The organism is Mesorhizobium sp. L-8-10 (genome assembly GCF_016756635.1).
In the GTDB taxonomy this organism is placed as follows: Bacteria; Pseudomonadota; Alphaproteobacteria; order Rhizobiales; family Rhizobiaceae.
On sequence record NZ_AP023263.1, the window covers coordinates 4646368 to 4666561 of the forward strand.

Genomic DNA, 20194 nt, shown 5'->3' on the forward strand with positions numbered 1-20194 from the left:
TAACGACATTATGGCTGTGGAACCCATCCGGGCGCCAACGGTCAGACCGACATTCACGAAAAAGTTGACCACCTCCGCAGAATCTCCACGGGCGGCGCGACCTTCATCGCACCGGGAGGATTCAGCCAGATCGCTCTCCTTTGCGTGTTGCCGCGCACGTATCTGCTGGGGGAACCTCGCTTCCCCGAGCCTCACGCCGTCAAAGAACCGTCTGGCGTATACGATGCGGTTCGGCGCCAGCGGCAGGTCGCCTGGCCGGATGGAGCCTGCGCAGAATCGCCTGCGCGAGACACGTGCGCTGGTTGCGGATAGTAATTGCAATCGCGGCAACAAACGATTCGAGGATATGTTTTGGCGAGCGAGACCATGTCCCCAAAACCGCGTGCACCGCGCGGTGTACAGTCCATCGAGACGGGCGGCGCGATCCTGATGGCACTGGCGCGAGCCGGTGGACCTCTGAAGCTGCGCGACCTCGCCGAAACACTCGGCATGGCGGCCGCACAGCTCCATCCCTATCTGGTCAGCTTCCGCAACATCAACATGGTGGAGCAAACGGAGACCGGGCAATATCAGCTTGGCCCGTTTGCGCTGCATCTTGGCCTCACGCGCCTGCGCAATCAGAACGCCTATCGCGAAACCATCCGCCGCCTGCCCGAACTCGTCGAAGAACTCAGACTGATGGTGACGATCAGCGTCTGGGGTCTGCACGGGCCGACTATCGTCTACTTGCAGGAATCGGAGGCCCGCATCCACTCCAACGTGGCCGTAGGCGGAACCTTCATGGTGACAATGACGGCGACGGGCAAGGCCTTCGCCGCCTTCCTGCCGGGAAAGATAACGGATCCTCTCGTGCGCGCAGAACTGGAAGGAGGGGAGCCTTCTCTCTACGCCATCCCCAATGTGAGCGAGGAGACCTTTCGAAGCGAAGTGGCAACGGTCGCCAGGCAGGGCTATTCGATCACCAGGGATGCTCCGATCCCCGGCGTCAGCGCGGTGGCCGCGCCCGTCTTCGACCACACTGGAACGGTCCAGCTCGTGGTAACGGTGATTGGACCCACCAATTTCATAGACTTGTCGGAGGAAGGCCCCTGCGTGACACGGCTGATGGAATTCACCGCGGGCCTGTCACGCGATCTCGGCCATCTCGAAGACGCCTGAGATAGCGCGACAGTATGTCAAGCGACACGACCAGCCCAGCCGTGGCGACGGCAACCCCGAGAAGCTGAGCACCGTTCGGCCATTGGCCGGTGATGGGAATGGCAAGCAGCACGGCAAGCGGCGGCACCAGCGCCGGAAAAAGAGCGGCCAATCCCGACCCTATCAGCGAAATGGTGGCCGCAAAGGCAACGATTGCCAGACAGCCGCCCAGGACGCCCTGATAGAACGCTTGCTCGACCCACAGTGGCAAGGGCAGATCGGCCGGCTCGAACAGCAGGAGATAGAAGGGCAGGAAGGAGATCGCTGTCACCAGCGAGACGGCTCCCGTGGTTTCCACGGCCGGCAGGCGCCAACGGCCGAGCAAATAGGTAAACGCTCCCCACAATGTGCCCGATCCGACGAAGCAAAGATCGCCGAGAATCACATTTGCGCCTGCCGCTGGGGATGCCGGCCGGTCGGCGGCGATCGCAATGAGACCGAGGATCAGGACGGCGATGCCCGCCTTGCGATGCGGCGGCAGCCGCGTCCCGTCGAGCAGAACCGGCAGGAAATTTGCCACGAGCATGGTCACTCCCGGCGAGATAACCACCGCATGCGCCAGAGGCGCCAGGCCATAACCGGTGTTGAAGATGAAGGCAAAGGGAGGGCCGATCGCAATGCTGAGCAGGATCACGCGCCTGAGCGTCAGTCCGGTCGGGGCTCTGCCCTTGCGGAGCATGAGAAGCGGCGTCAGCATCGCCGCAGCCACCGCATAGCGCAGCATGGCCAGATCGGCGCTGGTGAAACCTTCGGCCCGGCCGATATCCACGCCAATGTTGTAGATCGCCCACATCAGTGCCGCCGACAGCCCGATGAGAACGCCCCTGACGAGGCGCCCCCTCGGGAGCGCCGTGTCGGCGACTATGGTCGACTCGCTCACGAGTTGGCGCCGGACATGTGGCGCGCGGCGATGTAGCCGAATGTGATCGCCGGTCCGAGCGTGATGCCGCCACCGGGATAATTGCCGCCCATGATGGATGCCGCGTCGTTGCCGGCCGCATAGAGCCCCCGAATTGGCTTGCCGGCTTCATCCAGCACGCGGGCATATTCATCGCATTTGAGGCCGGCAAAGGTACCGAGGTCGCCAACCACGAGCCTGACGGCGTAGAACGGCCCGTCCTCCACCGGCGCAACACAAGGGTTCGGCTTATGTTCCGGATCTCCGAGCGACCGGTTATACGCCGTCGACCCCTTGTGGAATTCGGGATCCTCCCCATTTCGCGCATGCGCGTTGAAGCGCGCCACCGTTTGCTCGAGCTCGGCTGCATCAGCGCCGATCTTGCCGGCAAGCTCGGTCAGTGTCGTGCCTTCCATCAGATAGCCGGAGCGGATATGCTGGCGGAAAGGGACAGGGGCCGGCTTGACGTAGCCGAGCCCGTATTTGCGCATTGTCTTGTGGTCGGCGACGAAGAAGGCGCAGATCTCCTGGCCTTCTTCGCGGCAGGTCCTGACCATGGCCTGACAGAAATCATGGTAGGAATTCGCCTCGTTGACGAAGCGCTTGCCCGAGCGGGTTACGGCTATGACGCCGGGCTTGGAGCGGTCGACGAAATGCGGGAAGACACCGAGCGTGCCGTCGCTGCGCGGAGGACGTGACACGGGAACCCACGCCGCGGAGTTCGGCAGCGTTTCATCGACATGCGCACCGGCCGCTTCGCCCAGTCGCAGTCCGTCGCCGGTGTTTCCGGGCGGGGCCGGCGACACATGCTCATAGCCGGCGGGCGCATGCGGAAAGAGTGCCTTGCGGCGGACGGGGTCCTGTGGAAAGCCGCCTGCGGCCAGCACCACGCCCTTCCTGGCTGAGACTTCGACGACGCCTTCCTTCGTATCGACGATAGCGCCCGTGACCTGCCCGCTCTTGTCGCGCAGGAGCTCACGCACCGCCGCGCTGGTCCAGATCGGCACATTCTTGTCGAAGCAGGACTTGGCGAGGCGGGCCACCAGCGCATTGCCGTTCATCAGTCGCATCGGCCGACCATGAAGGGCCATGTCGCGCAGAAACTTCAGGAAAAGCTTGCCGACATAGAAGGCGGAGACGGGCGATCGGGTGACGTTGAAGAAATGCAAGAGCTCCTTGCCGGAACCGATCATCATCCCAAGGAAAGTGATTTCGGAAAGCGGCGGACGCAGACGACGAATCTCATCTCTCAATTCGCGCCCGTCGAAGGGGCGGGCAACGATGGAGCGGCCGCCCGGCATGCCGCCCGGCGCGTCGGGATGGTAATCGGCAAAGGTCGGGCCGAGATCGAATTTCAGCGCTGTGCTTTCCTCGAAGAACTCGACCGCCTTCGGGCCGGCTTCGAGGAATGCGTCGACGCGCGCGGCATCGAATTGGTCGCCGGTCTCGTGTTGCAGGTAGACACGGGCCTTCTCCGGGCTGTCCTCGACGCCGGCGCGTTTTGCCGGGCCATTGCAGGGGATCCACATCCAGCCGCCGGAACGCGCCGTGGTGCCGCCGAATACGGGTTCCTTCTCGACGACCAGAACGTCGAGGTTGCGGTGGGCGGCCGACACTGCGCTCGAGAGTCCGCCGGCACCGGAGCCAACCACCAAAACGTCGCAAACGTGCTTTTTCATCGCGGATGATCCCAAGGTCTCGAGAAGAAATCAGGCGGCGAGATAGCCGCCATCGACCGGCAGGATGGCGCCGGTCACATAGCTCGACATGTTCGAGGCGAGGAAGAGGACTGGGCCGACCAGCTCTTCCGGCCGGCCGGTCCGGCCGAGCGGCGTGTGGGCCATGAAGCGGCCGATAGCCGCCTCGTTCCCACGCGTCGCCTCTGTCATCGGCGTGTCGATGACGCCGGGCGCGATCGCGTTGACGCGGATACCCCGCGACGCGAGATCATGCGCCAGCGCCTTGGTGAATTGCGCCACCGCACCCTTGCTCGCCACATAGGCCGGAATGCCCGGCCCGGCGACCTGCGACATGATGGAAGCCAGATTAATAATGCGTCCCCGCGTCTTTTCGAGTTGCGGAACGAAGGCCTGCACCATGTTCTTCGTGCCATCGACATTGACCCGGAAGGTCGCTTCCCAGTGATCGTCGAAATCCGGATCGTCGAGCCCGTGGCGACGGATGATGCCCGCATTGTTGACGAGGATGGCAGTCTCGCCCAAGTCCTGACGGACCCTGGTCGCGAAATTGCGGCAGGCGGTCCGATCGGACACGTCGACCTTCAGGGCAAGCGCCTCGCCGCCCTCTCTGTGAATAATCGCCGCCGATTCTTCGACCGTCTCGCCATTCGCGTCGCACAGCGCCAGGCGAACGCCCGCCTGTGCCAGGCCGAGTGCGATGGCGCGGCCATTGCCTTGCCCCGCGCCGGTCACGACGGCGACGGATCCTGCGATCCCGAACATCCTCCACCTCCAGAATTAGGCTATTGCTAATCCGTTTGATTATAATTAATGTTCGAGATGAGCAAGCCGGGCGGGAGCGATTTCTGTCCCGTTTGCAGGAACTGGCACTACCACGGTGCCGGGAGGATGAATTGCGCCCGCTACGGGTGCCATCAGGGGAGGACCTCATGAAGAATCGGCTTGTCGCCGCGGCCCTTGCGGCGACCATGCTTTCCACAAGCGCTCCGGCCATTGCCGAGAGCTTCGATCTGCAAAGCGTCTTCGGCCTGCAGGTGCCGTCCATCGGGCCGAGCCCCGTCAAATGGGCCGAGCGCGTTAAACTGATGACCGGCGGCAAGGTGGAGATCAAAGTTCACGGCGCCGGCGATTTCGTGCCGCCCTTCGAAGTGTTTGGCGCAGTATCTTCAGGCGCCATCCCGATGGGTTTCGACTGGATCGGCTACTGGGCCGAGACCATCCCGGTCGCCAACCTGATCGGGTCCATGCCCTTCGGTCCGAGCCCCGACGTGGCTCTTGCCTGGATGTTCGAAGGCGGCGGCCTGGAGATCATCCAGAAGGCCTATGACCCGCACGGGGTGAAGGTCATTCCTTGCCATCTGGTGGTGCCCGAGGCGGGCGGCTGGTTCAGCAAGGAGATAAATTCCGTCGAGGATTTCAAGGGTCTCAACATGCGAATTGCCGGTCTCGGAGGCAAGACGCTGGCCGGGCTCGGCGCCAATACGCAGCTCGTGCCGGCCGGCGAGATCTTCGTGTCTCTCGAAACCGGCCGCATCGACGCCACCGAATTCTCCGCCCCGCAGCTCGACCTCGGCTTCGGTTTCCAGAAGGTGGTGAAAAACTACTACTTCCCGGGCTGGCACCAGCCCTCGAGCTGGGACTCCATCATCATCAACATGGATGTGTGGAACAGCTTCGACGAGGGCACTCAGCAGATCATGGTCGAGGCGTGCAAGGCCAACATAGCCTACAATCTGGGCGACCAGCTCAATGCCCAGGCTGAGGCGATCGCCACCATCCGCGAAGCAGGCGTCAACGTCCGCCGTTTTCCCGACGAGGTCCTGATGGCGATCCGCGACGAGGCCCAGCGCGTCTTGCAGGAAGAGGGCGAGAAGGACCCGATCTTCAAGGAAGCGCATGAATCGCTGACTGCCTATATGGACCGCGTCGGCGAGTGGGAGCGCCTGCAGGCCATCCCTCACAACTAGCCCCTTACCCCAGGAAGCGAGGGGTTTACGTCGCGCGTCCCGGCCGATAAGGCGCCGGACGCGCTCCGGCCTACCGGCGCCAGCGCGAAAGATCGTTCCCTGAAAGTGCGCTCATGACCCGTATCCTTCATCGGCTGCAAACCCTTTGCACCTTGCCAGGACAAGTCGTCGGCTGGCTGATCCTGCCGCTGATCTTGAGCGTCTGCCTGACGGTCCTGGCCGCACAGCTCGGTATCAATGTCCTTGCCGATTGGGGCGAGGCCGTACCGCTGTTTGGAAAGGCACTGACCGTCAACTCGCTTCTGGATCTGCAATGGCACATCTTCGCGCTGATCGTGCTCTTCGGTGGCGTCTACGCCCTGCGTGACAACAGCCATGTCTCGGTTGACGTATTCTCCTCCGCTCTATCCGAGCGGGCGCGGCTCGCGATCCGACTGTTCGGCGATCTCTTCTTCCTCCTGCCCTTCTGCGCGATCATCGCCTGGTACGGTTATGGTTTCGCTGAGAAGGCTTTGATATCCGGAGAAGCCTCGACCTATGGCGGCTTGATCGATCGGTGGGCGATCAAGGCCGCAATCCCGGCGGCATTCGCCTTGCTCGGACTTTATGCCCTCCTGCGCGTGATCGCGACGGCACTCGAACTCGCCGGTTTCTCCACGACAAGCGATGGCGCCACCCGATGACCGACGCCTATTTCTGGCCCATCGTGATGCTGGTCGGTCTGATGGCCGGCATCTTCACCGGCTACCCTGTCGCCTTCGTCCTGGCCGGTATCGGCCTGATCTTCGCCCTGCTGGCCGAAGTGCCGATGCTGTTCCTGTCCCTCGGCGTTTCGCGCATCTACTCGGGCATCCTGACCAACTGGCTGCTGATCGCCATACCGCTCTTCGTCTTCATGGGGCTGATGCTGGAACGGTCCGGTGTCGCGCAGCGGCTCCTGCGTTCGCTTGCCTCGGTATTTCGCGGATTGCCGGGTGGCTATGCCTTCGCCGTGGCCATCATCGGCGTCGTGATGGCCGCATCCACCGGCATCATCGGAGCCTCGGTGGTGCTGATGGGCATGATGGCGCTGCCCACCATGCTGAAGAACGGCTACGACGCCCGGATATCGACGGGGCTTATCGCTTCGAGCGGCACGCTCGGCATTCTCATTCCCCCGAGCGTGATGCTTATCGTGCTCGGCGATCAGATGCGGGTCTCGGTGGGCGACCTGTTCATGGGAGCTGTCGGTCCGGGATTGCTGCTGGGCGGGCTCTATCTCACATATCTGATCGTCATCGCGGTCTTCCAGCCGCATCGCATGCCGGTGGCGAAAGCGGAGAATGTTGGCGAGCCCTTGCTGCGCGTCGCGCTGGCGCTGACGCGTGATCTTCTGGCGCCCGTGGCATTGATCGCGGCCGTGCTCGGAACGATCGTCACGGGCATCGCAACGCCGACGGAATCGGCGGCGATCGGCGCGGCCGGAGCGACGCTCCTGGCGCTGATCTCGGGCAATCTCAGCTTGTCCTTCCTCGCCGAAGCCCTGCGCGACACCACCAAGACGACGGCTATGATCATCTTCGTGATGATCGGCGCCACCATCTTCAGCGTCATCTTCCGCAAGCTCGGCGGCGATCAGATGATTGTCGATGCCCTTGCCCTGCACGGCGACAATCCCCATGCGGTCCTGCTCACCATCATGCTTGTCGTGTTCGTTCTGGGCTTTTTCCTCGAATGGGTGGAAATCACCCTGGTCGTCGTGCCCATCGTCGCGCCAATTGTTGCCAAGCTCAATTTCGGCCTGACACCGGAGCACACGCTGATCTGGTTCGCCATCGCACTGTCCGTCAACCTGCAGACGTCGTTCCTGACACCGCCCTTCGGTTACGCGCTCTTTTACCTGCGCGGCATTGCGCCGGACGGAGTATCGATCTCGACCATCTATCGCGGCATCATCCCCTTCGTGCTGCTGCAGCTTGCCGCTCTGGCAATGGTCGTTCTGTGGCCCGAGATCACGCTATGGCTGCCGAACTGGTTGGCGAAATGACCTGGACAGTCCCGATCGTCTGAGGCCGATCGGGAAAGGGTGGCCGCTTCTGACCCGACTGCTTCCTCAGGAATTGATCACTCAATTGCCGGAGAGAGTCAGGCGGTGGGAGTTTCCATCTTTTCGGGCTTCGATCTGACCCGTGCATATTGCAGGCCGGCAATCGCCGCCGTGGCCAAGAGCGCCAATCCGATCGGAATGAGTGTCGAAGGCTGTTCTGCTCTCCTCAGGACGGCCGTGACATTGTAGCCGACGTCGAGGCCAATGCGCTTGGCATATGAGCCGAAGGCGACATTTGTGATTGTGAGCGTCTCACCGGACGGGAGGATCGTCAGGCCTATCGAGCGAAGCCGCTCGAGCGGCTCGCCGGGCGTGCGAAGCGGAATATTCACCGTCTTGCGCACGTCCTCTCCCATCAAGTCGATACCTTCGACGACAAAGTTCAGCCGCGATCCTTCGGGTGCCTCGCCAACCATTGTCAGAAACTCGCTTGCAGGTCTTTCCTCATAAGGTGGCGCGAACTGATTGACCCACCAGTCGGGCCGGAACAGCGTGAAGGTGATGAGAAGCAGCACCGCGCTTTCCCACAGGCGGCTCCTGGTCACGAACCAGTTCATCGTCGCGGCGGAGAAAAGCAGGATTGCTGCAAGCGAGATCGTCGACGCCCATATGAGATGCCACCAGCCTTCGACGCCGATCAGAAGCATGGTCGGATTGAAGATGAAGACGAACGGCAGGATTGCGGTTCTGAGCGAGTAGAACGCGCCCTGGAAAGCCGTGGCAATCGGGTCTTCCTTGGAGATTGCTGCCGCCGCGAAGGCGGCGAGCCCGACCGGCGGCGTGATGTCGGCCATGATGCCGAAATAGAAGACGAAGAGGTGGACCGCGATCAAAGGGATGGCGAGACCGGACTGGGCGCCGAGATCGACCACCACCGGTGCCATCAATGTGGCAACGAGGATGTAGTTGGCAGTGGTCGGAATACCCATGCCGAGGATGAGACTGATCGCAGCTACCAGGACCAGCATCAGGATGACGTTGCCGCCCGAGATGAACTCGACCAGTTCGGTCATCATCAGGCCAAGTCCGGTGAGCGTAATGGTTCCAACCACGATGCCCGCGGTGGCTGTTGCGACACCAATGCCGATCATGTTGCGTGCGCCAAGCGACAGACCGTCGATGAGATCGGCAGCGGCAGCGCGGGACGCCGTGCCGAGATTCTCGTTGCGGAATATCGCCATCAGCGGTCGGCGAGTGGCGACGATGCCGAGGATCGATACCGTCGCCCAGAAGGCGGACAGACCGGGTGACAACTGCTCGACCATCAGGCACCACAGCAGCACGACGATGGGAATGAGGAAATCCAACCCGGTTCGCGTAACCTCCCAGGCGCGCGGAAGATGCAGGATCGGCGTGTCGGGATCATCGATCGCGAGGTCCGGATAGCGCGACGAGAACCAGATCGACGCGGCATAGAGCACAGCGCCCACAATCGCCAGCAAAGCTGGTGCCGCGGAACCGAATGCCGCCTGGACGGCGAGGATGCCGTAATAGAGGATGCACAACGTGAGTATGGTGCCTGAGAGTCCAAGGCCCCAGCGCAGCATCCTCTCGCGCGCCGGGAACGGCTGCGAGGCGATCGGCTTCGAGTCGATTTTGATCGCTTCCAGATGCACGATGTAGAGCAGCGCGATATAGGAGAGTACCGCCGGCAGCAGCGCGTGCATCACGATTGCGGAATACGGTATGCCGACATACTCGACCATCAGGAAGGCCGCTGCACCCATGACCGGTGGCATGATCTGGCCGTTGATCGAGGCAGACGCCTCTATCGCGCCCGCTTTGACACCTGTCAGGCCGGTGCGCTTCATCAGCGGGATGGTGAAGATGCCGCCCGAGACTACATTGGAAACCGAGGAGCCGGAGACCACGCCGTTGAGTGCGGAGGATACGACGGCAACCTTTGCCGGGCCGCCTCGCATATGACCGAGCAGGGCAATGGAGATCTGCATCATCCAGTTGCCGGCTCCTGCCTTTTCCAGAAGCGTGCCAAACAGCACGAACAGGAAAACGAAGCTGGTCGAAACGCCAAGCGCGATACCGAACACACCCTCGGTGGTCAGCCATTGATGATTGAGGAACTTCACCAGCGATGCGCCGCGATGCTGGATGACTTCCGGCATATAGCGGCCGGCGAAGGTGTAGAAGATGAACACGCAGGCGACGACGACCATCGGCAGGCCAAGCGAGCGGCGCGTCGCCTCCAGCAGCAGCAGAATGCCAACTGTGCCGGTGACGAGATCAAGCATCGTCGGCTGGCCGGGCCGGTTCGCCAGTTGATCGTAGAAGAGGAACAGGTAAGCGCCGGCAAAAGCGCCGGCGAGCGCGAGGATCCAGTCCAGGACCGGCACCTTGTCGCGGGAGGACGACTTCAGTGCCGGATAAGCAACAAAAGTGAGGAATAGCGCGAAGCCGAGGTGGATCGCACGAGCCTCGGTGTCGTTCAGGACGCCAAAGCCGAAAACGAAGGGGAGCGGCGAGGCATACCAGAGTTGGAACAGCGACCAGGCGACCGCGACCCACAGCAGGATCTGCCCGGTCACACCGGCGGCGTGCCGCCCTCCGGTATCCGCCTCGGCGACGAGCTGTTCGACATCGATATCGGACGGTGCTTCCTTGACTTTGCTCACGACACCCTCCCGTTGCTCTTGCGATTTTCGCCGGCGGCTTCCTTTCGAACCCGCCGGCGGGTAGTGGCGCCGGCTTACTGAAGCCAGCCTTTCTCCTTGTAGTAGCGTTCGGCGCCCGGATGCAGCGGCGCCGACAGGCCGTCCTTGACCATCTTTGCCGGGTCGAGATTGGCGAACGCCGGGTGTAGCGACTTGAACTCGTCGAAGTTGTCGAAGACCGCCTTGACGAGTTGGTAAACGCTCTCCTCGGGGACATTGGCCGACGTGACCAGGGTGGCGAGCACGCCGAAAGTCTGGGTATCGTCCGGATTGGCGTTGTAGAGGCCGCCCGGAATGGTCGCCCGCGCATAGTAGGGATTGTCGGCCACGAGCTTGTCGACGGCCTCGCCGGTTAGCGGGATGAGTTTCGCGCCGCAGGTTGTGGTCGGATCCTGTATGTTCGCCGACGGGTGGCCGACACCATAGAAGAAACCGTCGATCTTGCCGTCGCAAAGTGCCGGGCCGTGCTCGTCGGCTTTCAGCTCGGAGGCCAGAGAGAAATCCGCCAGCGTCCAGTTCATGGCGCCGAGCAGACGCTCCATCGAGGCGCGTGTGCCGGAACCGGGATTGCCGACGTTGAAACGCTTGCCCTTGAAGTCCTCGAACTTGGTTACGCCGGCATTGGGGTGGGCGAGCACCGTGAACGGCTCGGGGTGAACCGAGAAGACGGCACGCAAATCGGCATGGGCGCCGCCCTCCTTGAAGGATTCCTCGCCCTTGAAGGCGTTGTACTGCACATCCGACTGGGCCATGCCGAAGTCGAGTTCGCCTTCCTTGATCGTGTTGACGTTGAATGCCGAACCGCCGGTCGATTCGACTGAGCAGCGGATGCCATGGGTCTTGCGGTCCTTGTTCAGCAGCCGGCAGATCGCGCCGCCAGCAGCATAATAAACGCCGGTGACGCCGCCCGTGCCGATCGTGACGAATTGCTGCTGCGCCGACGCGGTGCTGACGGAAAACATTCCAAACAGCGCTGCCGCGACACCGAGTCCGATTGTTCTTTTCATGTGCTTGCTCCTGCTTGCTCCCAATTCGCACGGTTCATGCTGATTGCTCGACCGGCAGTCCGGGTCTTCCGTGCCAAACCCGTCATGCTAGAACTACTCCCTCAACGTGATGCCGCGAGCGTGGCATCGTTTGCCTCACCAGGCGCGGGACGATCTCATCGATGTCACGCGCTCCGACGATGAAGGTGGCGCGATCGGCACGTGATTGTCGAGCATACCATCGATCGTACCGGACCGCGCCTGGAATGCCGAACGCTGTTTCGTTTGAGCTATGCGGCCATCGCTCGTTCTGCCTGCATGGGATACGGATTGCCTCGCCTCCTGCCGGTGGAGTGTTGCCGCCAGGCTGCGGCGGCCGGCGATCGTCGAACCGGTCGACCCATTCCAGGATACCCCGCGCCCGCCTCGGGGATATTCCGGCGCCGCTCGCACGAAAGGGATGGCGCATGTGCTTCCTCGACAAGCCATGGTTGCAACGTTGAAGCAAGCAAATTGCGGGCACCAGACAACGCATTGCCCAATCAGCCGTGAAGATAGTGCAGGTGGCGCGTCAGCCTTTGTTCGGCCCATTCGATCGCATTGCGCAGGGCCTCGACGATGACGAGATACAATACTGCTGCCCACAGATAGGTCTGGAAGTCGAAGCTGCGGGCATAGGCGCGCCGTGTCTCCCCCATCAGATCGTAGACGGTAATGATCGCCACGATCGCCGAGCCCTTGATCATCAGGATGATCTCGTTGCCATAGGGCCGCAACGCCACGATCAGCGCCTGCGGCAGGATGATCTTGCGCAGGATCTGGAACCGGTGCAGGCCGAGAGCGGCCGCCCCTTCCCACTGCCCTCTCGGGACGCTTTGGACAGCGCCGCGCAGGATCTCGGCCTGATAGGCGGCGGTGTTGAGCGTGAAAGCGAAGATCGCGCAATACCAGGCCTCGCGGAAGAAGGCCCACAATCCCACCGCTTCGAGTTGCGGCCGGAACGAGCCGAGCCCGTAATAGACCAGAAAGGTCTGGGCGAGCAGCGGTGTACCGCGGAAGAAATAGACATAGGCGTAGGCGAGCGCGGAGAGCAGACGGTTCTTCGACATGCGGGCATAGGCGATCGGCACCGAAAGCGCGGCGCCCAGCACGACCGAGATCGACACCAGCGACAGGGTCACGCCGAGACCCGACATGTAGTTGCCGGCATAACGATGGAACAGGTCGGGGTTCCAGGCCATGAACAGATAGAAGGCCAAGCCGAGCCCGAAGGCGATCCAAAGCCCCATCAGCACATGGCCGATGACACGCTCGCGCGGCCAGCCGCGCGCGGGAGGCGGTGGGCGGTCGACGGTGGTGGTTTCGTCCATCGTCGCGCTGCTCATCGGCGGACCTCGCTTCCGACCTTCATTTCGATGCGCCGGAGCGCGATGGAGGAGAGAATGGCGAGGACGAGGTAGAGAAGCGTCGCGACGCCGAAGAAGAGGAAAGCCTCCTTGGTGACGCGGGCCGCTATGCCTGTCTGACGCAGGATGTCGGAAAGACCGATGACGGAGACGAGCGCCGTGTCCTTCAGCAATATCATCCAGAGATTGCCGAGGCCCGGCAGCGCGATGCGGATCAATTGCGGAAGGATGACCAGCCGCATGGTCTGGGTATTGGTGAGGCCGATCGCGTAGCCGCCTTCATACTGGCCGCGCGGAATGGCGCGGAAGGCCGAGAGGAAGGTCTCGCTGGCGTAGGAGGAGAACACCACGCCGAGAGCGATCATGCCGGCGACGAAGCTGTTGATCTCGATGACGGCGGCCGGATTGAACAGACGCATCACGGTCTGGATGCCGATCTGCGCGCCGTAAAACACCAGGAACAGGGTCAGCAGGTCGGGCAGGCCGCGGAAAATCGTCGTGTAGATGTTGCCCGCCAGCCGGAGCGAAGGCTCACGCGACTGCTTGGCGAGCGCCGCGAGGAAACCGACAAGCAGGCCGGGCGGCAAGGTGGCCAGCGCGAGCGAGACCGTCACCAGAACGCCCCAGGCGATATCGTCGCCCCAGCCTTCCGGCCCAAAGCTGAGCAGTGTCAGCGCGCCGTCCATATGGCCCTGTTCTCCGCGCTTCGGTCGCGGGCGTCAGTTGCGGAAACGGCGGGATATCCCGCCGCCCCGCTCACGATATCAACCGGACAGAGCGTACCGGTTAGCTGCCATAAGCGTCGTAGACGAAGTACTTGTCGTTGATCGCCTTGTACTTGCCATTGGCGCGAATGGCATCGATCGCTGCGTTGAACTGCTTGACGAGATCGGTTTCGCCCTTGCGCACGGCGATCCCGGCGCCTTCGCCGTGGATTTCATCCACCGGGGTGACCGTGCCGACCAGCCTGCAGCACTCGCCTTCGGGCGAACTCAGCCACTGCTCTATGACGGTTACGTCGTCGTTGACTGCGTCGATACGGCCGTTGGCGAGGTCGAGCTGGTATTCCTGGGCGGTCGGATAGGGCTTGATGGTGCTGTCGGTGTAAGTCTTTTCCGAGTAGTTGAAATGGGTGGTGCCGCCTTGCACGCCGATCGTTTTCCCCGCGAGGTCCTCCTTGGTCACGCCCTTGATGGTGGTGTCCTTCGGCGCCGCGATCGCCGGCGGCGTATTGTAGTATTTGTTGGTGAAGTCGACCTTCTCCTTGCGTTCGTCGGTGATCGACATCGAGGCGATAATGGCATCGAACTTGCCCGCCTGAAGCGCCGGAATGATGCCGTCCCAATCCTGCGTTACGAACTCGCACTTGACCTTCATCTCCTCGCAAAGCGCGTTGGCGATGTCGATGTCGAAGCCTTCCAGCTTGCCGTCCGCGGTCAGGTTGTTGAAGGGCGGGTAGGCGCCTTCCGTGCCGATCTTGAGCACCTTTTCCTGAGCGCCCGCGGCACCGACCGACAGCGCGAACGCGGCAGCCGAGACTGCAAGAGCGAAACGCTTGGAGATACGCATGTTGTTCCTCTCTGTTCTTGATAGCCGGGAAATCCCACAGTTTCCCGGCTGGGCCCCGGCATTCCGGCCGCCCATCGCGGCGATATTCCCATTGTTCTTCAAGAAAAAGCAACCGCAAAAACCGTCGTGCCTGGACGCGATTTGCGTCGCCGGCGCCGGCCCCGTGCGCTCACCAGAGCGAGCGGATCAGGTCAGGCCGGTCTGCAACTCGATGAAATCGGCGATTGCGACAATGTCGTCGATGTGGAAAACCGGCACCGCGGCGCGCTCGACAGCATGGTCGGCTGCGACCGCCAATATGCTGCGATCGTCCGGTGCCAGCGGCCTTGTGTCCTTTGCCGCCAGCCTCCGTGTCTCGATCTTGGGGTGGGCTTCGCGCTTGTAACCCTCGACCAGCACGATATCGCAGGGCGCAAGCCGGGCGAGGATGGCGTCGAGCGTCGGCTCCGCTTCGTCGCGAAGCTCGTGCATCAGGGCCCAGCGGTTGCCGGACACGATGGCGACTTCCGCGGCGCCGGCCTGGCGGTGGCGGTAGCTGTCGGTGCCTTCCTTGTCGATGTCGAAGGCGTGGTGGGCGTGCTTGACCGTCGACACCTTGCGGCCGCGCCGCGTGAGTTCGCCCACAAGTCTCTCTGTCAGCGTGGTCTTGCCGGAATTTTTCCAGCCGGCGATGCCGAAGATGCGCAGCGTCATGTCGGAAGCCCCGCGCCGATGCGTTCGGCTATCATCAGGTCGATCTCGGTGTTCACGTTGAAGAACGGGTCGACCATTCCCTGCACGAGCGTCAGCATCGGGAAGTCGGCGAGCGCGAAATCCTGCCGCTCGACGAAGTCCGAAACCCTGTAGGTCGCGCCTTCCTCCATGAAATAGCGAAGGGCAGGGCGCAGCGCCAGCGGCCATAGACCGAAGACCGGATGGCGCCGGCCGCCCGATGCCGCGACCGCAATACGTTCGGGCCTGCCGTCCGCGGCTTCGACGAGCCGGCTAACGAGGTCGGCGGGGAAGAAGGGCGTGTCGCAGGCGACACTGACCAGATGGGTGCGGTTCGGCGTGGCCGCGGCCCATTCCATTCCGGCGAGGATTCCGGCCAGCGGACCGGGATGCCCGGGCAGCGTGTCGGCGATGACGGGCAGGTCAAAGCCGGCGAAACGGGCCGGGTCGCCATTCGCGTTGAGCGCCAGTGCCGCGACCTGCGGCGCGAGGCGGGAGGCAGCGCGGGCGAGCATCGACCGGCGGCCGAGCAGCCGCAGGCTCTTGTCGCCGCCGCCCATGCGGGAAGACTTCCCGCCGGCCAGGAGTATGCCCGCGATCCTTTCGGTGCTCATGTGTCGCCAACTCCGACACGCATGACATAGAGCGTCGCGAACGCGGCGGCAAAGGCGGAAACAAGCATGATCGCGAGCAACGGGTAGGGACCGCTGCTCGGCGACAGCAGCATGCCGGCCAGCACCGACAAAAGGGCGCCGCCGCCGATCTGGATCGCGCCGCCGAGGCCCGAGGCGGAGCCGGCCAGGTCCGGACGCGCGCTGACGATGCCGGCATTTGCGTTCGGCAAGGTGAGACCGTTGCCGAGCCCCAGGAAAATTGCGGGCCCGAACAGAGAGAGAGCATGCTCGAGCCCGGCCGCGAAGAGGACGAGCGCCAGCGCGGCGCCCGCGGTGGCCACGACATTTCCGATAAGCATCATGCGATTGATGCCGAGCCGGCGCGACAGGCGGCCGGACAGGAAATTGCCGACGATGTATCCGCACGAGATGATGCCGAAATAGATGCCGTAGCCGGACGGCGACAGGCCGAGGATTTCGGTTGCGACATAGGGGCCTCCGCCGACGAAGGCGAAAAAGGCGCCGGACGCCAGCGTTGCCGTCGCCGTGTAGCCCCAGAACAGGCGCGAGCGCAGGAGCATGGGGAAGGCGCGGAACTGTGCGGTAATGCTGGCCGTGCGACTGGCCACGGTCTCGCCGAGGTCGAAATAGATGATGGTCATGGCCGCGATGCCGAAGGCGAGCGTCAGAACGAAGCTCGCCTTCCAGCCATAGATCTCGTCCAGGAACCCACCCAGCATCGGCGCCACCATCGGAACCAGCGCCATGCCCATTGTGACGTAGCCGATCATGCTCGCCGCGTCGCCCGCGCCGACCGTGTCGCGCACGACGGCGCGCGAGAGCACCATGCCGGCGGCCGAGAACGCCTGGGCAAGGCGGCAGGCCAGGAAGAGCTCGATCGTCGGCGCGAACAGCGCCGCGACGGTGCCCGTGATGAAGACGGCGAAGCAGGCGAGCATCACCGGGCGGCGGCCGAAGCGGTCGGAAGCGGGCCCGATGAAGAGCTGCAGAAAGGCGGTGGCCGCGAGGTAGAGCGAGATTGCGAGTTGCACCACCTTGTAGTCGGCCTGGAAATACTCCGCCATGCCGGGCAGGGAGGGCAGGAAGACGTTCATGGTCAACGCGCCCGTGGCTGTTGCCACGATCAGCGTCGTCATATGTGGCGGGGAAAAGCGATCGAAATAGAGACGCGCCATCAGAGCCCACCCGCGCCACTGCGTATGGTCTGCTTCCTGGATCGCGACTGGTCTGTCGCCACGGGTCCCCGCCTACATTCCGTCCGGCGCCATGGCCGGGCCGGTGCTTTCGGCGGCCGGGCGCTGCTTGCCCACGAAGCGCTCGCGATAGAGTGCATAGAGGCCGGAGCCGATGACGATGGAGGCGCCCGTGATCATCGCGGCATCCGGCACGTCGCCGAATACGACGAAGCCAAGTCCGATCGACCACAGCAGCGCCGTGTAGCGGAACGGCGCGATGAAGGAGATGTCGCCCGTCCGCATCGCCTTGATGATGAACTGGTAGCCGATGACGAGCAGCACCGCCGCCCCCGCCAACAGCCCGACGCTCCATGCATCCGGCGGCGTCCATCCGCCCATCGGCTGCACGATCACCACGCCCGTGATCGCAACCGAAGCGGCAGTCGCTGTCGAGACGAGAAAGGTCGGGATCTCGTTGGGGATCCGCCTTGTCGCGAGGTCGCGGACGGTGCAGAAGAAGACGCTGGCGAGCGCCATCAGGGCGTAGACGTTGAAGCCGTCGACGCCGGGCCGAACGACAATCATGACGCCGAGGAAACCGGCCGAAATCGCCAGCCAGCGACGCCAGCCCACGGGCTCGTCGAAGACGAGGGCGGCTCCCATGGTGACCGCCAGCGGCAGGGCCTGCAGGATGGCGGAGACGTTGGCGATCGGCAGATGCGCGAGCGCGATCAGAAAGCACACGGTCGCGCCCACCTCGCTGGCCACCCGCAGCAGGATCATGGGATGCAACACCGCGCCGGGCGCACGCAACGCGCCTTGGTGCCAGGCGATCAGGCCGACCAGCAACGTCGCGAAGATGCCGCGCAGCAACATCACCTGGCCCATGTTCATCGAATGCGACACCGCCTTGGTGATGGCATCGTTCATTGTGAAACCGGCCATCGAGATCGACATGAAGACGGCGGCGCTGAGATTGGGGGAAAGAGGCAAGGGCGTTTCCGGAAGATCGTTTTTACAACTGCGTGTAGCAGCCGAGGCGGAAACCGCAATGTCTATCGCATGGGCCAGTGGTCGCGATGGAAGGCCGCAGCAGGCTGGCCGAAACTCAGGGTCCGGACAGCGTCGCGGCGATCGACGCAGCGAGCTTGTCGCAAATGGCGCGTCCGGCCTTCGGATAGACGCTACGCAGACCGTCTATGACATCCAGGTCGCCGTCCTTCCGTATCTCATCGCGCTCGTAAAAGATCATGTCGCCTTCGTAGCCGGAAACAGGACCCGGTTGTCATTCACCGGGCGATAGGTGAGTTCGAAGCGCGCCACGTCGCGCCTGAGCCTCGATGCAGCGAGGTCCTCCGGTGAACAGTCCATCACGTTGGAGCTGCCGTAGATGGCCAGCATGGCGCCGTCAGCGGCGCGCCGGCTTTGCCCGTCGCCGTTGGCCGGCGGCTCCAGTGCGCAAGAAAACACCTCATCGGGAAAAGTCGCCGTGGTGCCGAACCTTGGATTCCAATAGGTGAAGGGGTCGGCGGTTGCTGAGATCCGCCGCGAGGAACGCGGCCGTCAGCCATAGGGGCCTTCTCGCCGGCTAGCCGCCGGTCACGCTCATATGACGGGAAACCGCCGGCCGGCGCGTGCGCCTGTCTATGACGAAATCATGGCCCTTCGGCTTGCGCCCGATCGCCTCGTCGATGGCCGCCGAGACGAGCTCGTTGCCTTCGGACGACCGTAACGGGCCCCTCAGGTCCGCGGCGTCCTCCTGGCCGAGGCACATATAGAGCGTGCCTGTGCAAGTCAGCCGCACGCGGTTGCAGCTCTCGCAGAAATTGTGGGTCATCGGCGTGATGAAGCCGAGCCTGCCGCCGGTTTCCACGACCTCGACATAGCGGGCGGGACCCCCGGTCTTGTAGGGGATGTCGGTCAGCGTGAACTGCCGCTCGAGGTCGGCCCGCAGCAGCGACAGCGGCAGGTACTGGTCGGTGCGGTCGACGTCGATCTCGCCCATCGGCATGGTCTCGATCACCGTCAGGTCCATGCCGCGGCCATGCGCCCAGCGCATGAGGTCGGGAAGCTCGGCATCGTTGAAGCTCTTCAGTGCGACGGCGTTGAGCTTGACCTTCAGCCCGGCCGCAAGGGCCGCGTCGATACCTTCGAGCACCTTGGCGAGGTTGCCCCAACGCGTCACCGCGTGGAATTTGTCCGCGTCGAGCGTGTCGAGCGACACATTGATGCGCCTCACGCCGCAATCGGCGAGCTCGGCGGCGAATCGCGAAAGCTGCGAGCCGTTGGTGGTGAGCGTCAACTCGTCGAGCGCGCCGCTGGCCAGATGCCGCGAGAGCTGGCGGACCAGGTGCATGATGTTCTTGCGCACGAGCGGCTCGCCGCCGGTCAGGCGCAGCTTCCTGACGCCCTTCTCGATGAAGACGGTGCACAGCCGGTCGAGTTCTTCCAGCGTCAGCAGGTCCTTCTTCGGCAGGAAGGCCATGTCCTCGGCCATGCAGTATGTGCAGCGGAAATCGCAGCGGTCGGTGACCGACACACGCAGATAGTTGATCGCCCTGCCGAACGGATCGATCATCGTGTCGTGAAAGCCCATGCGTCGCGTCCGTCCTGGCTGGCCCCTTGGGCACTTGTTACCCGCAATGTCGTAAATTCCACGCCGCGCTTCAAGTCCGCGGGTCAGCCATTGCCTAGCTTTTCCGCTGTATCGAACGCAATATATCGGATTCCGCCGAAAAATCCTCGCTTCCGCAACGTCGTGAAGCAGCGTAGGAACGACATCGCAAGCGCAGAGGAGACGTCCATGACCGCCCCGACCGAACTTCGCGTCTCGAAGGACCGGAGGCTGCTCAAGGTTACGTTCCCCGCCCACGCTCCGTTCGAGCTGTCCGCCGAGATGCTCAGGGTGCTTTCGCCCTCGGCGGAAGTGCAGGGACATTCGCCGGAGCAGCGCGTCACGGTTCCGGGAAAGAAGAACGTCGCCATCCTGAAGATCGAGCCCGTCGGCAACTATGCCGTGCGCATCACTTTCGACGACTTCCACGACACGGGCATCTTCACCTGGAACTATCTGCATCAACTCGGTCACGAGAAGGCGCAGCGCTGGCAAGCTTATCTCGACGAACTCGCCGAGAAAGGCCTCTCACGCGACTGATATCGGCGACATCGTCTGGTCTTGTCGCAAAAGCTTCATGA

At 63.2% G+C, this 20194-nt stretch carries 20 protein-coding genes; 5 read left to right on the forward strand and 15 right to left on the reverse strand.

Annotated elements, in window-relative coordinates; translation table 11 throughout:
• Positions 1-366: 366 nt before the first annotated feature.
• Positions 367-1158 (forward strand): IclR family transcriptional regulator, encoded by a 792-nt coding sequence (locus tag JN280_RS21390; protein WP_202305009.1) that lies wholly within the window; start codon positions 367-369, stop codon positions 1156-1158.
• On the opposite strand, the gene JN280_RS21395 is transcribed toward JN280_RS21390, so the two are convergent.
• The 3 genes from JN280_RS21395 to JN280_RS21405 are packed head-to-tail and all read right to left on the reverse strand — an operon-like array spanning position 1112 to position 4557.
• Positions 1112-2077 (reverse strand): DMT family transporter, encoded by a 966-nt coding sequence (locus JN280_RS21395; protein WP_202305011.1) that lies wholly within the window; start codon positions 2075-2077, stop codon positions 1112-1114. The genes JN280_RS21390 and JN280_RS21395 overlap by 47 nt on opposite strands.
• Positions 2074-3774: an FAD-dependent oxidoreductase gene (locus JN280_RS21400; protein ID WP_202305013.1), complete on the reverse strand. Its 1701-nt coding sequence runs from the start codon at positions 3772-3774 to the stop codon at positions 2074-2076. Before JN280_RS21400 ends, JN280_RS21395 begins: the two co-directional genes overlap by 4 nt.
• A gap of 30 nt (positions 3775-3804) precedes the next feature.
• On the reverse strand, positions 3805-4557 hold the full coding sequence (locus JN280_RS21405) for an SDR family NAD(P)-dependent oxidoreductase (protein ID WP_202305015.1): 753 nt from the start codon (positions 4555-4557) through the stop codon (positions 3805-3807).
• 167 nt (positions 4558-4724) lie between these two features.
• Between JN280_RS21405 and JN280_RS21410 the strand changes: the two genes are divergently transcribed.
• The 3 genes from JN280_RS21410 (at position 4725) to JN280_RS21420 (ending at position 7788) form a co-directional block, all read left to right on the forward strand.
• Entirely contained in the window at positions 4725-5762 is a 1038-nt protein-coding gene (locus tag JN280_RS21410) for a TRAP transporter substrate-binding protein (RefSeq protein WP_202305017.1), read from the forward strand.
• 113 nt (positions 5763-5875) lie between these two features.
• Complete coding sequence (locus tag JN280_RS21415) at positions 5876-6445, forward strand: TRAP transporter small permease subunit (protein ID WP_202305027.1); 570 nt, start codon at positions 5876-5878, stop codon at positions 6443-6445.
• On the forward strand, positions 6442-7788 hold the full coding sequence (locus tag JN280_RS21420) for a TRAP transporter large permease (protein ID WP_202305029.1): 1347 nt from the start codon (positions 6442-6444) through the stop codon (positions 7786-7788). The genes JN280_RS21415 and JN280_RS21420 overlap by 4 nt, the downstream gene beginning before the upstream one ends.
• 98 nt (positions 7789-7886) lie before the next feature.
• Here JN280_RS21420 and JN280_RS21425 read toward each other — a convergent pair whose 3' ends face one another.
• The 12 genes from JN280_RS21425 to moaA all read right to left on the reverse strand — a co-directional run bounded on the left by JN280_RS21425 (position 7887) and on the right by moaA (position 19595).
• Positions 7887-10391 carry a TRAP transporter permease gene (locus JN280_RS21425; protein ID WP_202314955.1) on the reverse strand — a complete coding sequence of 835 codons (2505 nt, stop codon included), beginning with the start codon at positions 10389-10391 and terminating at the stop codon, positions 7887-7889.
• Between the two features lie 161 nt (positions 10392-10552).
• Positions 10553-11524: a TAXI family TRAP transporter solute-binding subunit gene (locus tag JN280_RS21430; protein WP_202305032.1), complete on the reverse strand. Its 972-nt coding sequence runs from the start codon at positions 11522-11524 to the stop codon at positions 10553-10555.
• A gap of 521 nt (positions 11525-12045) precedes the next feature.
• The gene (locus tag JN280_RS21435; RefSeq protein WP_446720672.1) at positions 12046-12888 is read right to left on the reverse strand and encodes an ABC transporter permease; all 843 of its coding nucleotides are present in this window, start codon (positions 12886-12888) and stop codon (positions 12046-12048) included.
• Positions 12885-13595 (reverse strand): ABC transporter permease, encoded by a 711-nt coding sequence (locus JN280_RS21440; RefSeq protein ID WP_202305034.1) that lies wholly within the window; start codon positions 13593-13595, stop codon positions 12885-12887. The genes JN280_RS21435 and JN280_RS21440 overlap by 4 nt, the downstream gene beginning before the upstream one ends.
• A gap of 100 nt (positions 13596-13695) precedes the next feature.
• Positions 13696-14478 carry an ABC transporter substrate-binding protein gene (locus tag JN280_RS21445; RefSeq protein ID WP_202305035.1) on the reverse strand — a complete coding sequence of 261 codons (783 nt, stop codon included), beginning with the start codon at positions 14476-14478 and terminating at the stop codon, positions 13696-13698.
• 186 nt (positions 14479-14664) lie between these two features.
• Positions 14665-15171, reverse strand: a complete 507-nt coding sequence (gene mobB / locus JN280_RS21450) for a molybdopterin-guanine dinucleotide biosynthesis protein B (protein WP_202305036.1) — start codon at positions 15169-15171, stop codon at positions 14665-14667.
• A complete protein-coding gene (gene mobA / locus JN280_RS21455) occupies positions 15168-15803 on the reverse strand; it encodes a molybdenum cofactor guanylyltransferase MobA (RefSeq protein WP_202305037.1) in 636 nt (211 codons plus the stop codon). The genes mobB and mobA overlap by 4 nt, the downstream gene beginning before the upstream one ends.
• Positions 15800-17002, reverse strand: a complete 1203-nt coding sequence (locus tag JN280_RS21460) for a multidrug effflux MFS transporter (RefSeq protein ID WP_446720850.1) — start codon at positions 17000-17002, stop codon at positions 15800-15802. The genes mobA and JN280_RS21460 overlap by 4 nt, the downstream gene beginning before the upstream one ends.
• Positions 17003-17071: 69 nt before the next feature.
• Entirely contained in the window at positions 17072-17992 is a 921-nt protein-coding gene (locus tag JN280_RS21465) for a DMT family transporter (protein WP_202305039.1), read from the reverse strand.
• 115 nt (positions 17993-18107) lie between these two features.
• Entirely contained in the window at positions 18108-18251 is a 144-nt protein-coding gene (locus JN280_RS21470) for a hypothetical protein (RefSeq protein WP_202305040.1), read from the reverse strand.
• Entirely contained in the window at positions 18248-18400 is a 153-nt protein-coding gene (locus JN280_RS21475; protein ID WP_202305042.1) for a hypothetical protein, read from the reverse strand. The genes JN280_RS21470 and JN280_RS21475 overlap by 4 nt, the downstream gene beginning before the upstream one ends.
• Positions 18401-18587: 187 nt before the next feature.
• Positions 18588-19595 (reverse strand): GTP 3',8-cyclase MoaA, encoded by a 1008-nt coding sequence (moaA, locus tag JN280_RS21480; RefSeq protein ID WP_244741867.1) that lies wholly within the window; start codon positions 19593-19595, stop codon positions 18588-18590.
• 207 nt (positions 19596-19802) lie between these two features.
• On the opposite strand from moaA, the gene JN280_RS21485 reads away from it, so the two are divergent.
• A complete protein-coding gene (locus JN280_RS21485; RefSeq protein WP_202305044.1) occupies positions 19803-20153 on the forward strand; it encodes a gamma-butyrobetaine hydroxylase-like domain-containing protein in 351 nt (116 codons plus the stop codon).
• Positions 20154-20194 lie beyond the last annotated feature (41 nt).